The 13,416-nt window shown below is 70.6% G+C and carries 12 protein-coding genes and 1 pseudogene; 2 read left to right on the top strand and 11 right to left on the bottom strand.

Features of this window, described 5'->3' with window-relative positions:
• Positions 1-33: 33 nt before the first annotated feature.
• From QMG73_RS18200 to QMG73_RS18190, 3 genes are all read right to left on the bottom strand, one after another.
• The gene (locus QMG73_RS18200) at positions 34-2,400 is read right to left on the bottom strand and encodes a sodium-translocating pyrophosphatase (protein WP_281897124.1); all 2,367 of its coding nucleotides are present in this window, start codon (positions 2,398-2,400) and stop codon (positions 34-36) included.
• A gap of 182 nt (positions 2,401-2,582) precedes the next feature.
• Entirely contained in the window at positions 2,583-3,020 is a 438-nt protein-coding gene (locus tag QMG73_RS18195; RefSeq protein ID WP_281897122.1) for an ATP-binding protein, read from the bottom strand.
• The gene (locus tag QMG73_RS18190) at positions 3,017-3,367 is read right to left on the bottom strand and encodes an STAS domain-containing protein (RefSeq protein WP_265250553.1); all 351 of its coding nucleotides are present in this window, start codon (positions 3,365-3,367) and stop codon (positions 3,017-3,019) included. Before QMG73_RS18190 ends, QMG73_RS18195 begins: the two co-directional genes overlap by 4 nt.
• A 67-nt stretch (positions 3,368-3,434) precedes the next feature.
• On the opposite strand from QMG73_RS18190, the gene QMG73_RS18185 reads away from it, so the two are divergent.
• Positions 3,435-5,924, top strand: coding sequence for a DEAD/DEAH box helicase (locus QMG73_RS18185; protein WP_407676817.1), 2,490 nt, complete (start codon positions 3,435-3,437; stop codon positions 5,922-5,924).
• A 191-nt stretch (positions 5,925-6,115) separates the two neighbouring features.
• Here QMG73_RS18185 and QMG73_RS18180 read toward each other — a convergent pair whose 3' ends face one another.
• The 7 genes and pseudogenes from QMG73_RS18180 to ssd form a co-directional block, all read right to left on the bottom strand.
• Positions 6,116-6,604 carry an Rv3654c family TadE-like protein gene (locus QMG73_RS18180; protein WP_281897117.1) on the bottom strand — a complete coding sequence of 163 codons (489 nt, stop codon included), beginning with the start codon at positions 6,602-6,604 and terminating at the stop codon, positions 6,116-6,118.
• Positions 6,601-6,918 carry a TadE family type IV pilus minor pilin gene (locus tag QMG73_RS18175; RefSeq protein WP_281897332.1) on the bottom strand — a complete coding sequence of 106 codons (318 nt, stop codon included), beginning with the start codon at positions 6,916-6,918 and terminating at the stop codon, positions 6,601-6,603. Before QMG73_RS18175 ends, QMG73_RS18180 begins: the two co-directional genes overlap by 4 nt.
• A 128-nt stretch (positions 6,919-7,046) precedes the next feature.
• On the bottom strand, positions 7,047-7,175 hold the full coding sequence (locus tag QMG73_RS18170; protein ID WP_407676823.1) for a DUF4244 domain-containing protein: 129 nt from the start codon (positions 7,173-7,175) through the stop codon (positions 7,047-7,049).
• 68 nt (positions 7,176-7,243) lie between these two features.
• Positions 7,244-7,894 carry a type II secretion system F family protein gene (locus QMG73_RS18165; RefSeq protein ID WP_281897113.1) on the bottom strand — a complete coding sequence of 217 codons (651 nt, stop codon included), beginning with the start codon at positions 7,892-7,894 and terminating at the stop codon, positions 7,244-7,246.
• Between the two features lie 188 nt (positions 7,895-8,082).
• Positions 8,083-8,811, bottom strand: a complete 729-nt coding sequence (locus QMG73_RS18160; RefSeq protein WP_281897111.1) for a type II secretion system F family protein — start codon at positions 8,809-8,811, stop codon at positions 8,083-8,085.
• Positions 8,808-9,996 (bottom strand): annotated as a pseudogene (locus QMG73_RS18155) (TadA family conjugal transfer-associated ATPase). Before QMG73_RS18155 ends, QMG73_RS18160 begins: the two are co-directional and overlap by 4 nt.
• Positions 9,993-11,048 carry a septum site-determining protein Ssd gene (gene ssd, locus QMG73_RS18150; protein ID WP_281897110.1) on the bottom strand — a complete coding sequence of 352 codons (1,056 nt, stop codon included), beginning with the start codon at positions 11,046-11,048 and terminating at the stop codon, positions 9,993-9,995. The pseudogene QMG73_RS18155 and the gene ssd overlap by 4 nt, the downstream one beginning before the upstream one ends.
• A gap of 599 nt (positions 11,049-11,647) precedes the next feature.
• On the opposite strand from ssd, the gene QMG73_RS18145 reads away from it, so the two are divergent.
• Positions 11,648-12,445, top strand: coding sequence for an HAD family hydrolase (locus tag QMG73_RS18145; protein ID WP_281897108.1), 798 nt, complete (start codon positions 11,648-11,650; stop codon positions 12,443-12,445).
• Positions 12,446-12,717: 272 nt separating this feature from the next.
• Here the strand turns inward: QMG73_RS18145 and QMG73_RS18140 are convergent, their stop codons facing one another.
• Complete coding sequence (locus tag QMG73_RS18140; RefSeq protein WP_281897105.1) at positions 12,718-13,200, bottom strand: PH domain-containing protein; 483 nt, start codon at positions 13,198-13,200, stop codon at positions 12,718-12,720.
• Between the last annotated feature and the right edge of the window lie 216 nt (positions 13,201-13,416).

Genomic DNA, 13,416 nt, shown 5'->3' with positions numbered 1-13,416 from the left:
GCCAGCGGAGGGGGCCCTTACCTTGGCACGTGATCAGGCGTTCACGGTCTCCGGCTCGTGGTCCGGGGAACCACTACCGGCTTTTCCCGAGTCAGCACCCGGGCCGTCGCCCATGGCGATCGGCTTGCGCTTGCTGAACATCACGGCCGCCACCACGATCGCGGTCGCCACCAGGGCGATCGCGATGCGCAGCGGGTCGTTCTCGTCGTTGCCGACGGTCCAGGCCACGACAGCCGGGGCGATCAGCAGCGAGACCAGGTTCATCACCTTGATCAGCGGGTTGATGGCCGGGCCAGCGGTGTCCTTGAACGGGTCACCGACGGTGTCGCCGATGACCGTCGCGGCGTGCGCGTCGGAGCCCTTGCCGCCGTGCGCACCGTCTTCGACCAGCTTCTTGGCGTTGTCCCAGGCACCGCCCGAGTTGGCCAGGAAGACCGCCATGAGCACGCCGGTGCCGATCGCGCCGGCCAGGTACGAGGCCAGGGCGCCGGCACCGAGGCCGAAGCCCACCGCGATCGGGGCCAGGATGGCGAGCAGGCCGGGGGTCATCAGCTCGCGCTGCGCGTCCCGGGTGCAGATGTCGACCACGCGGCCGTACTCGGGGCGCTCGGTGCGGTCCATGATCCCGGGGTGCTCCCGGAACTGCCGGCGGACCTCCATGACGACCGCGCCCGCGGAACGGGAGACCGCGTTGATGGCGAGGCCGGAGAAGAGGAACACCACCGCGGCGCCGATGATCAGGCCAACCAGGTTCTTCGGGTTCGCGACGTTGAGCGCGTCCTGCAGGTAGTCGACCGGGTCAGCCACGCCGGCGTCCGACAGCGCGGTGCGGATCGTGTCGGTGTACGAGCCGAACAGCGCGGTCGCCGCCAGGACGGCGGTGGCGATCGCGATGCCCTTGGTGATGGCCTTGGTGGTGTTGCCGACCGCGTCGAGCTCAGTGAGCGTGCGGGCGCCCTGCTCGTCGATGTCGCCAGACATCTCGGCGATGCCCTGGGCGTTGTCGGAGATCGGGCCGAACGTGTCCATGGCCACGATCACACCGACCGTGGTCAGCAGGCCGGTGCCGGCGAGGGCCACCGCGAAGAGCGACAGCGTGATGGAGCCGCCACCGAGCAGGAACGCGCCGAAGACGCCCGCCGCGATGAGCAGCGCCGAGTAGACCGCCGACTCCAGGCCGACGCTGATGCCGGCGAGGATGACGGTGGCCGGGCCGGTCTCGGAGGTCTTGCCGATGTCGCGCACCGGACGCCGGGTGGTCTCCGTGAAGTACCCGGTCAGCGCCTGGATGGCGGCGGCGAGCACGATGCCGATGACGACCGCGCCGATGGCGATCACCCGGGGGTTGCCGTCGAGGTCCGCGACGCCGTTGCCGAACTCCGAGAAGTCGCTCGGCAGGTAGGTCCAGGCGGCGATGGCCACGAGGATCGCCGCGATGCCGGCGGAGGCGTAGAAGGCCCGGTTGATCGCCACGAGACCGTTGCGGTCGGAGGCGCGCAGCCGGGTGATGAAGACGCCGACGATGGCGATGAGGACACCGATACCCGAAACGATCAGCGGGAAGACCAGGCCGTCCTCACCGAATGCCGCACGGCCGAGGATGAGCGCGGCCACCAGGGTGACGGCGTACGACTCGAAGAGGTCGGCGGCCATACCGGCGCAGTCACCGACGTTGTCGCCCACGTTGTCGGCGATCGTGGCGGCGTTGCGCGGGTCGTCCTCGGGGATGCCCTGCTCGACCTTGCCGACCAGGTCGGCGCCCACGTCCGCGGCCTTGGTGAAGATGCCGCCGCCGACCCGCATGAACATCGCGAGCAGCGCGGCGCCGAAGCCGAAGCCCTCCAGCACCGTCGGCGCGTCGCCCTTGTACATGAGGACGACGAGCGCGGCACCGAAGAGGCCGAGGCCGACGGTCAGGAAGCCGACCACGCCGCCGGTGCGGAACGCGATCTGCATAGCGGCCTCGCGGCCGCCCTCGCTGGCCCGGGCCGCCGCCGCGACGCGCAGGTTGGCGCGGGTCGCGAGCGCCATGCCGGCACCGCCGATGAACGCGCTGAACAGCGCACCCACGACGAAGAACGCCGACCGGCCGACCTTGACGAGCGTCTCGTTGCCGTCGGTGTCGTGCACCGGCAGCAGGAAGAGCAGCACCACGGCCAGCACGACGAAGATGCCGAGGGTTTTGAACTGGCGGAACAGGTACGCCGACGCGCCTTCCTGCACGGCGCCGGCGATCTCCTGCATGTTGTCGGTACCCTTACCGGCCGCCAGCACCGCTTTGACCAGCGCGGCGGCGAAACCGAGCGCCACCAGCGCGATCACAGCCGCGACGATGACGAACGTAAGGTTGGTGTCGGTAAGGGACAGACCGCCGCCCTCGGCGGCCAAGGTCCGGGACATCTATGTCCTCCTGTGCCGTTACGATCAGCGCCCGCCGGCGGACGAACCAGCGAAGCGACACCTGGGCGCCCGCGCGCCAGGGCTAATGAGCAGGTAACCCGGGTACTCTAACGGCACGTCGTGTTCATGGTCACACCGCCTACCGGGTGTGTGACTGTGACGAGCGCCGTTGTGTTAGCCCGTTACCTGTCGACGGGCCACACCATCCGCACCACGGTGCCGATTCCCTCGTCTACGGGACGCACCTGCAGATCATCGACGAACCCCGCGAGCAGGGCAAATCCGACACCCACCGCGAGCTGGTCGCCGGGAAGCCATTCATTGGTCAACTCGTCTGGCGGCAGCGCCGCGATGCCGAGCCCGGCCTCGATCGGCGCCCGGTCGATGACGCGGACCGTGTACTGCTCCTCGTCGCTCATCTCGACCGTCACGAGGTCGGAGAGGCCGTACTGCCGGTGCAGGGCGACCGCCCGCGTGCACGCCTCGCCGATCGCCAGGCGCACCTCGTCGAGCAGTTCTTCGGCGACCCCGGCACGGCGCGCGACCGCGACACCGACCAGCCGGGCGGTGCGCACGTGCACGGGCGCTGGTGTGAACGCGAGCCGTACGGTCGACATCACGCCTGCGGACCGGTCGCTTCCGTCGCCGCCTTCACCGAGGGGTATAGAGGAAACACCTGGTCGAGTGCGGTGATCCGGAAGATCTTCAGCAACGGTTCCTTGTCGCAGGCCAGCGCGAAAGTGCGGCCAGTGTTGCGCAGCTTCTTGTGCGCCCCGACCAGCACGCCGAGCCCGGTGGAGTCGAGGAAATCAACGCGGTTGAGGTCGACGATCACATGAGGCGCCCCGCCATCGATCAACTCGACGAGCCGCTCGCGCAACCGCGGTGCGGTATAAACGTCGACCTCGCCGCCGACCTCGAGCACCGTATGCTCGGCGATGGTGCGGGTCGCCAGCGACAGCTCCATCGGTACTCCTCCTGGCGGACAGCTTCTGGGGGGAATCTAACCATTGACCGGTGCGTGATGCTGCGCCATGGGTCGGTCGTTTGGGATTTCCGCACACCAGTGCGAGAGTGCTGGGGTGACACTTGTCGCCGAGCCGGCCGAATTGCTGCGTCGGTTGCGCTCCGACGCCGTCACACACGTCGAGCGTGTTCCGGCCAGCGCCGGCGAGTCCACACCGTGGCCCGACTGGGTGCCGGCTCCGCTGCGGGAGGCGTTCGCCGCGCGCGGGGTCACCGCACCCTGGCGCCACCAGGCCGAGGCGGCCTCGCTGGCGTACTCGGGCAAGCACGTCGTCGTCGCGACCGGCACGGCGTCCGGCAAGTCCATGGCGTACCAGCTGCCCGCGCTGGCGACCCTGCTGGCCGACCCGCGCGCCACCGCGCTTTATCTCGCGCCGACCAAAGCACTCGCCGCGGACCAGTTGCGCGCCGTCGCCGCGCTCGACGTCGACGGTGTACGCCCAGCGTGCTACGACGGCGACACGCCGCGCGAGGAGCGGGAGTGGGTACGCCAGCACTCCCGTTTCGTCCTCACCAACCCCGACATGCTGCACCACGGCATCCTTCCGGGGCATGCGGCGTGGTCCACGTTCCTGCGGCGGCTCGCGTTCGTGGTGATCGACGAGTGCCACACCTACCGGGGCGTCTTCGGCTCCCACGTGTCCCACGTACTGCGCCGCTTGCGCCGGGCCGCCGCCCGGTACGGTCGCGCCCCGGTCTTCGTCCTGGCCTCCGCCACCTCGGGCGACCCGGCGTCCTCGGCCGAGCGGCTCACCGGCCTGCCCGTCACCGCGGTCACCGACGACGCGTCTCCGCGCAGCGGGGTCACATTCGCGCTGTGGGAGCCACCGCTGCTCTCCTCCTCTTCTTCTGGGGAGGACGCGGCTCCCGTCCGGCGCTCGGCGCTCAGGGAAAGCGCCGACCTGCTCACCGAGGCGGTCGTCAACGGGATACGCACGCTGGCGTTCGTGCGGTCCCGGCGCGGCGCCGAGGTCGTGGCCACCACCGCCCGCCGCTCCCTCGACGAGGCAGTGCCCGGGCTCGGCTCCCGAGTCGCCGCCTACCGAGCTGGCTACCTGCGCGAAGAGCGCCGCTCGCTGGAAAACGCGCTGCTGTCCGGAGAGCTGCTCGGCCTAGCCTCGACAAACGCGCTGGAGCTGGGCGTCGACCTGGTAGGGCTAGACGCGGTGGTGATCTGCGGGTACCCCGGCACCCGCGCGTCGCTGTGGCAGCAGGCCGGACGCGCCGGCCGGTCGGGGCGTGAGGCGCTGGCCGTACTGGTCGCGCGCGACGACCCGCTCGACACCTATCTCATCCACCACCCCGAGGCGCTCTTCGGCCGGCCCGTCGAGGCGACCGTGCTCGACCCCGGCAACCCGTACGTGCTGGCGCCCCAACTGTGCAGCGCCGCATACGAGGCCCCGCTTACCCGAGCCGACCTAGCCCTCTTCGGCCCGTCCGCGCCTGACGTGGTGGCCAACCTGGTGGCCTCCGGCACCCTGCGGCAACGCCCCAGCGGCTGGTACTGGACCCACAAGCAGCGCCCCGAAGTCGACCTACGCGGCACCGGCGGCAACCCCATCTGCGTCGTCGAGTCGGCGACCGGCCGCCTACTCGGCACCGTCGACCCCGGCTCGTCGCACTTCATGGTCCACCCCGGCGCCGTGTACCTGCACCAGGGCGTGTCCTATGTGGTCGACGATCTCGACCTCGACGATGCGGTAGCGCTGGTGCATCAGGAAGAACCAGACTGGTCGACGCACGCCCGCGACGTAACCTCGCTGTCCGTCGTATCGGTCCGCTCCTACGTCGACGCCGGACCCGTCGGCCTGTTCTTCGGCGATGTCGACGTGACCAGCCAAGTAGTGTCGTACCAGCGCCGCAAACTCGGCACCGGCGAGGTCATCGACACCCGCCCGCTCGACCTGCCAACCCGTGAGCTGCGCACGACGGCGGTATGGTTCACCCTGTCACCGGCTTCTCTCGACAGGGCCGGCATCGAAGATGTACCAGGCAGCCTCCACGCGGCCGAACACGCCGCGATCGGCCTGCTTCCCTTGGTCGCCACCTGCGACAGATGGGACATCGGCGGGCTCTCCACCGCCTCACACGCCGACACCGAGGCACCCACCGTCTTCGTCTACGACGGTCACCCGGGCGGCGCCGGTTTCGCCGAGCGGGCGTACGGGATCGCCGCGTCGTGGCTCAGCGCCACCCGCGACGCGATCGCCGGATGCGCCTGCGAGACCGGCTGCCCGTCGTGCGTCCAGTCCCCCAAGTGCGGCAACGGCAACAACCCCTTGGACAAGGCCGGCGCCGTAAACGTCCTGAACGTAGTCCTAGCGTCCCTCCCCCCACCGTCTCCCCCCACGCCGCCCACTCCCCCCACGCCGCCCACTCCCCCCACGCCGCCCACTCCCCCCACGCCGCCCACTCCCCCCACGCCGCCCACTCCCCCCACGCCCTCCGCGCCGCCCGCGCCCCCTTCCGCCGATCAAGGGCGAATGCACGCGGTTTGATCTCTTTCCGCGCGCATTCGCCCTTGATCGATGCACATCTCCTTGATCGGCGTGGCCGGATCGCGCGGCCTCGCCGTGGTGCGTGCGGCCAGGCCGCAGTGCGCGCGGCCAGGCCGCGGCTCGCGCAGCAAGGCCGCGGTTCGTAGAGCTGGCGCGGGCCCGGCTTTGCCGAGGCCGGTGCGGGCCGCGCGCTACCGCGCGCTCGTCCGCACCGGGCCCGCTCGGGCGTCCTGCCGGGCGGTGCGGGTTATCCCCGGCAGCGGCGTGACCTTTACCTCCGCCGTGACGATCAGGTCGAGCCCGTCGACGACGCAGCGGGTCAACCGGCCACCGTTGCGGCGGACCAGATCGGCGGCACGGCCGCACGCGGCCTCCTCGCCCTCGAAAACCTGTGCGGCACCGGCGAGCGCGCCCAGATCAGCGGCGGTGCGGGCCTGGTGCTTGGCTACCCGTGCGGCCCCGACAGCCGCGCCACCAAGGCCAGCGATGACGAACACGAGTCCAATGGTCAGTACCCACACCGTGGCGGCACCAAGATCCCGTCTGTCTCGCGCCGTCGTCCTTGCCGCAGGCGGGCACGCCGGGCCAGTTGTCGCCGGGCCGGTTGTCGCCGGGCCGGTCGTCGCCGGGCCGGCCGTCTGGCCGGTCGTCGCCGGGCCGGGAGGATTGAGGTGGCTCATGGGCCGGCTTCCAGAGGACCGGGTTCCAGTACGGCCGTCGCCGTGGCGGTGATGGTCGTGCTGGGCAGGTGAGCACCCAGCGCCCGCACCGAGGCACGCACGGTGGCGACGACCAGGTCTCCGTCCACAAAGATCGTGACCGTCGCGTCCGGTGGTCCGGTACGTTCGCCGGCCACCACGCCGGACTCGCCCCGGGCGGTGGCGAGCGCGGCCTCACGTGCCGCGTCGACGCACTGCGCCTTTGTGGTCACCGCGCCCACAGCGGTGAGCCCGACGAACAGCAGCAGCATCAGCGCCGGCAGCCCGGCCGCCAGCTCAGCGGTGAAGGAGCCACGCTCGTGGCGGCCGCCCCGGCAGCGGCAACCGTGCCGACCGCCGGTGCGGTGGCGGCCGCCGTGAACGGGGCACCTGCCGTTGGGGCGGCCGGACCGCCGGCGCCGGCTCACTTCAGCGCCCGATCGACCATGGTGGTCAGAGCGTTCTGGACAGGCTCACTCGTCAGCACCTTGAGCAGAATCCCGGCAAAGCCGACGGCGGCGAGCATTCCCACGGCGTACTCCGCCGTTGTCATCCCGTCGTCTCCTCGTAGCCGGACCAACAGTCTGCGCACGACGGCTTCCCCTTTGTCTCGAGTGGTTTTCACAGCACGTCACCGAGCACGGCGACGATCACCGGCACCAGACCGGCGAGAATGAAGGCGGGCAGGAAGCACAGCCCCAGCGGCAGCACGATCAGTACGCCGGCGCGGCGTGCCGCTTCCTCGGTTGCGACCGCGCGGTCGGCCCGCAGGTCGTCGGCCAACCTGGTCAGCGCACCGGCGAGGGCCGCGCCGCTGGCGGCCGCGCGCACTGCGGCACCCACCAGGCGGTCGGCACCGGCCACAGTGGATAGGTGTGCCCACGCCTCAGCCGGCTCAGCGCCCAGCCGCAGCGACCGGGACACCATCGCGAGGCGTTCGCCAAGTGGGCCTCCGATCGCCTCGGACACCGCCGCGACCGCCCGGTCTACCGGTGCGCCAGCGCGGAGCCCTGCGGCCATCAGGTCTGCGGCCAGCGGCAGATCGGCCACTTCCCGGAGCCGGCGGATACGTACAGCGGCCGGTTCGAGCCGGTGCAGGAGCCGTACCAGCACCGCTACGGTCACGCACCCGGCAGCCACACCGACCCAGCCACCGATAAAGATCGTGACCACGATCCCGCCAAGGACGGCTCCGGCCCAGACCTTGCGATCGGGCTTGGCCGATGCCGCGCGACCCGACCCATTTCCCGCCTCGGTGCGGTCGAGGACCATCACCGGCTGCCGCGCAGGGCGAGGCCGGCCATCCGCTCGGCCCAGGTCAGGCTCGCTGCCTGTCACCGTCTGCCGCGCCGAGCGAGGCCGGCCATCCGCTCGGCCCAGGTCAGGCTTTCGATGTGTCACCGGCTGCCACGCCGAGCGAGGCTGGCGATTCGGTTGGCCCAGGTCGGGCGCCCGACCTGTCACGGGGTGCCGCGCAGGGCGAGTGGGCTGGCGAGGCGGTCGGCCCAGGTCAGGCCCCCGACTTGGAGGACGATCGCGCCTGCCGCGCACGCGGCGCCGACCGGCGTGTGCAGCAGGATCGCGAGCGGATCGACACCGATCCCGTAGCCCAGGGCGATGCCGCCGATGGGCAGACCGGCAAGCAGCCACGCGGTGGCGCGAGCGCCCGCGGCCTGGGCAGCGGCTGACGATTGGGCCCGACCGGCGGCGCGCACGTCGGCTTCGATGCGCTCGACCAGGTCGGCAAGTGGAGCGCCGGTCTGTTCGGCGAGGGTCCAGGCGGCTCCTGCCAACTCGGCAACGCGTGGATCGTCGAGAGCCGCCGGAGCGGTGGCGGCAGGAGGCAGGCCGGCCCGTAGATCAGCTGCGAGCCCGCACAGGGCGTCGACCGCGTGTGCTCGCTGGCGGACGGCGGTCTGAGCGGTGCGGCGACGATCGAGTTCCCGCGCCGCCAGGGCCCCGTATGCGCCGAGAGCCAGCGCGGCGACCGGACCGGCCAGTACTACGGTGCCGGCCGCGCCGACGACGATGTATCCCGCGAGGGCTCGGCCACTGGGCAACGTCGGCGACCACTTGAGGCCGTCACGGCGCACGCCGACAAGCCGTGTCCACCGGGCCGGCTGCGGCAGACTGACCACTACGGCTGCCAGCGCCAGGCACCCGGTCACCACCCACCATCGCGGCGTCATCCCGCGCCTCCGCCCGAGAGCACGGGCGGTACAGCCACCGATCGAAGGGCGAAGAGGCGGGCCAGTGCCGGGGCGGCTGGAGCGAGACCATATCCGCGGCGCCATGCCGGCACGACGGTGACCAGACGGTCGGCACCGGTCGGTGTGAGCAGGCAGACCTCGTCCAGTACTCGGCCGCGGGCGGTGCGGCGGACGTGCAGGATCACCTGCAGCGCCGCCAGCACTTGCGCGTGCAGAGCCGCCCGGGGCAGGCCGCCGAGCAGTCCGAGCGCCTCCAAGCGGGCGGGGGACGTCACCCGGTGAGTTGGCGTGCAGAGTGCCGGCACCGCCCTCGTGGCCGGTATTGAGGGCACCCAGCAGGTCGACCACCTCGGCTCCACGACACTCGCCGACCACCAGCCGATCGGGGCGCATCCGGAGTGCTTGCCGGACGAGGTCGCTCAGGCCAATCGAGCCAGCGCCCTCCACATTGGATGTGCGCGCTTGCAGGGCGACCACGTGCGGGTGGACAGGGCGCAGCTCGGAGGCGTCTTCGACCACCACGACGCGCTCGGTGATCGGTACCAGGCCGAGCAGGGTGTTGAGCAGCGTCGTCTTTCCCGAGCCGGTGCCGCCTGTCACCAGGTATGCCAGACGGGCTGCCACGATGCCTGCCAGCAACGGCGCGACCGCCCGCGGCACGGTGCCCTGGTCGACCAGCTCGTCGAGGCGGAACGGGCGCTGCCGGAACGTGCGCAGCGACAGGTAGGGACCGGTGGTCGCGACCGGAGGAAGCACCGCGTGCAGGCGGGTGCCGTCGGGCAGCCGCGCGTCGACGTACGGGCATGCGTCGTCGAGCCGCCGGCCGCAGCCCGCCGCGAGCCGCTGCGCCAGCCTGCGCACCTCGTCGGTGCCACCGATCACCGAGGACACCCGTTCCAGCCCGGCGCCCCGGTCGATCCATACGTCACGGCCGTTGACCAACACGTCGGTGACCTGAGGATCGGCGAGGAACGGCGCGAGTGGGCCCGCTCCGACGAGATCACTGTGGACTCGGGTGGCGAGCCGCAGTACAGCTGAGTCGCCAAGCACCGCGCCACCCGGCTCCTCGCGCACGGCCGAGACGACCGCGGCGCGCGTCGCGTCGACGCCCTCAACAGCGAACCGGCGGCGCACCCGGCCCGCGAGATCACCCTGGCTCGTCATGCGCTGGCCTCGCGCGCCGGACCCATAAGGTCGGCCACGATCCGCCGGCAAAGGCTCGCGAGTGGCCCTCGCCCGCTCGACGCCGGCGCCTCACCACGCTCCAACGCGCGAACGATCGCCGGCTCAGGCCGCAGGATGCCGGCCAACGGCACATGGAGCTGCTCCACCAGGTCTTTCGCCTTGAGCCGGCCCGGTGACGGCCCGCGCACGATCAAAGAAAGGTCGACGCAGTGCATCTGGACGGCAGCCACCACCCGGGCGGCGGCGAAGGCGGCGCGCAGCTCGGCCGGTACGACAAGGAAGGTGCGGACGGCGGCCTGCAGCGCCATTACTGCCGCGTCGTCGAGTTGCCGGGGCAGGTCGACCACGACCAGATCGCACGCGCGGCGACCAGCATCGAGGATCGCGGCCATGGCTTCGCCCGGCAGGGCAAGCAGTTCGCCGCGATCCCACGACAGCACGATGAGCCCGCCTCGGTTGGGAAGCGATCCGATGAGCGCCGCGGCATCGATGCGGCCGTCGGACTGGCTCAAGGCCGGCCACCGAAGCCCGTCGATCTCCTCCCAGCCGAGGACGAGATCGAGGCCGCCACCCATCCGATCGGCGTCGACAAGCAGCGTGCGCAGCCCCGCCTTCTTCGCCGTCACCGCCAACCCACCAGCGAAAACGCTTGCTCCGGCACCACCCCGACCACCCACCACCGCGACAACTGCACCCCGCGGCATGGCGTCCAGCGTGCTGGCCGGCTGAGAGAAGCGGTCGACCAGCCACGGCTCGGCGGACGGCAGTACAGCGACATGCTCGACACCGAGCGCCTCGCTCAGGTCCCACGCGGCGCCCGCGTGGTGCGGCGCGGAAACAATGACGACGCGCGGGCGGCGCGGTAAGCGCGCCTGCACGCACGCCTTGGCCTGATCAACCCCGATCAGGACGAAGGGCGCCGCCGAATACCTCGGGCGCGCGTTTGCCGGATCGGGCGCCAGGTCGACCTCGCTCCCGCCTGCGGCGGCCAACCGGAGCAGGTCGTCGAGCAGATCGTCGTCGCTGGTCACCACCAGCGGACGGCGCGGGACGAAGGTCGCTGGCATCGTGCCTCCCACGGCGGGTGTCGGGTACGGCACACACCGTGGCGCAAAAGACGATCCGCACTGATGCCAAAACCAACCGCCTGTGGACGACCGAGCCAGCTGTGGAAAACAGCCACACTGCTTGTGGATCTGCTATGTCAACCGGCACAAAGCCGGGCGCACCACCGGGCGCAGCACGAAGATCCACTTCGACCGGACGATGAGGAGAGACGCTGCTCAGAAGGGGACGACCCCCGCCGGGGGGAGGCGGGGGCCGTCTGGGGTCCGGCTCCGGGGGGGTCGAGCCGAACCCACTCAGCGGTCACGGGGGGTGCAACCGCCGAGAGCAGCCGAGGGTTCACGTCGTGTAGGGACATGAAACCGCGTCGTAAACACAAGCATGCCTGAGCACCCGGGCGCGCGTCGAGTGGCGTTTGCCGCAACTCTTGCGACACGCCGATCAAATATGGTGATCCAGGTCGCCGTCAGGCTGATCAGCGGCTCAGAACCGCAGGTAAGCGGGGCGTGCGACTCGCCAGGCGAGCGCGGACCAACTTTAGCCCCTCCGACTAGACTGGCGGCTCGTGGGCCGAAGTGCCGCCTTTTTTGACCTAGATAAGACCGTCATCGCAAAGTCTAGTGCGCTGGCGTTCGGCCGGCCGTTCTATCGGGACGGCCTTATCACCCGGCGAGACGTCGTCAAGTCCGCGTACGCCCAGTTGATGTTCCGGCTGGGCGGCACGGACGAGCAGACGATGGCACGCACCCGCGATTATCTCGCGCAGCTCTGCAAGGGCTGGCGGGTCGACCAGGTGCGTCAGATCGTCGCGGAGACGCTGCATGAGCTGATCAATCCGTACGTGTACGCCGAGGCGGCCGCCTTGATCGAAGAGCACCAGGCAGCGGGGCGGGATGTGGTGCTGGTCTCCGCGTCAGGTGAGGAGATGGTGCGGCCGATCGGCGAGCTGCTCGGCATCACCGACGTGATCGCCACGCGCATGACCATCGAAGACGGGCGGTACAGCGGCGAGGTCGAGTTCTACGCCGCCGGGTCGAGCAAGGTGGAAGCGGTCCGCGAGATGGCCAAGGAGCGCGGTTACGATCTTGAGGAGTCGTACGCGTACTCCGACTCGTTCAGTGACGTCCCGCTGCTGGAGTCGGTTGGTCACCCGACCGCCGTCAATCCGGGCCGCGCGCTGCGCCGGCTGGCCACGGAGAACGCCTGGCCAGTACTGGAATTTCGGCATCCCATCCCATTGGGCAAGCGATTGCGGGAACGACCGGCGGTGCCGGTAGCGGCGGCCGCGATCGGCGTCGGCGTGGGTGTGGCGATCGGGATTGCCTGGTACGGCAGGCGACGTGGGCGTGGCCGCAGCGCGTAGACGTACCAGTAATCACCGACAGTCACACAATCCCGAAGAGGGCTAGCGATCTAGGCCGGTGCGGCGTAGAACAGAGGTGCGGACCCCGCCAGACGGGCTCCGTGCACGGCCACCGGGCACCCACGCGCGACCAGCCGCGGCAGGCGCGTTGCGGCGGCACCCTAGAGGACCGCTGACAACGACATGGAGGTGCACGCTTGGTAACCCGGATGGACGTGTGTGACGGCGCCTCAACAATGAGGCGCCGTCCACGTGTCTAGGGCCTGTGGGCGCTAAGCCGGGGCCAGGCGGGCCAACGCGTGACGGTCGCGCAGGTCCTGGTACACGGACCGGAAGAGACCTGGGCGGCGATGGAAGTCGATGCCCTGAGCCCACAGGGGCGTCTGCACGTGGCCGCCGTCGCGCCGTTCGATCAGCACCGTCATCCCGCTCGGTATCTCGAACCGCCCCAACCGGTGTGACGCCTGGTGCAGCCGGATGTGCTCCACGTCCTGCCAAGCCAGGGTCTGGGTGCGAAACAGGCCGCGCACGCGCACACCGTATCCGCTGACGTACACGCCCATGCGCATGATCCGGAACGCGCCGACCACCCAGACGACGCCGAAGCCGATCGCGAGCGCCAGGAATGCCGTGCCGGCCAGCCGGAACAGGTTTTCGGTGGCGCTGCCGAGGATGGCGAGGGCGACGAGTTCCCAGCCAATCACCAGCCATCGGCCTCGGCCAGGTGTGTACGGCCGAAGCCACTGCGTAGTCACGCGGGCAAGGGTAGCCCGGTCCGCCAAGCGGCCACCGCCTCCACGGCGGCAAACCTCACTGCCCGACCAGCGGAAGCGGCCCGATCAAGGGAAATCGCATCGATCATGGGCAAACGCACGCGGAAAAGAGAGGCGGTTTCAGGGGGTCAGTGCAACGAGGTGCTGGTTGAGCTTCTGGGCTGGAGTATGCCAGTTCAGGGTTTGTCGTGGCCGTCG

Source organism: Phytohabitans aurantiacus, from assembly GCF_027923225.1.
GTDB classification, from domain to species: domain Bacteria; phylum Actinomycetota; class Actinomycetes; order Mycobacteriales; family Micromonosporaceae; genus Phytohabitans; species Phytohabitans aurantiacus.
This window is presented reverse-complemented; position numbering and strand designations above follow the sequence as displayed.

Coding starts and splice junctions, on each gene's coding strand:
- QMG73_RS18200 (WP_281897124.1), bottom strand. CDS start 2,400: ATGTCCCGGACCTTGGCCGCCGAGGGCGGCGGTCTGTCCCTTACCGAC.
- QMG73_RS18180 (WP_281897117.1), bottom strand. CDS start 6,604: ATGAGCCACCTCAATCCTCCCGGCCCGGCGACGACCGGCCAGACGGCC.
- QMG73_RS18170 (WP_407676823.1), bottom strand. CDS start 7,175: ATGACAACGGCGGAGTACGCCGTGGGAATGCTCGCCGCCGTCGGCTTT.
- QMG73_RS18160 (WP_281897111.1), bottom strand. CDS start 8,811: ATGACGCCGCGATGGTGGGTGGTGACCGGGTGCCTGGCGCTGGCAGCC.
- QMG73_RS18190 (WP_265250553.1), bottom strand. CDS start 3,367: ATGGAGCTGTCGCTGGCGACCCGCACCATCGCCGAGCATACGGTGCTC.
- QMG73_RS18185 (WP_407676817.1), top strand. CDS start 3,435: ATGGGTCGGTCGTTTGGGATTTCCGCACACCAGTGCGAGAGTGCTGGG.
- QMG73_RS18165 (WP_281897113.1), bottom strand. CDS start 7,894: ATGGTCCTCGACCGCACCGAGGCGGGAAATGGGTCGGGTCGCGCGGCA.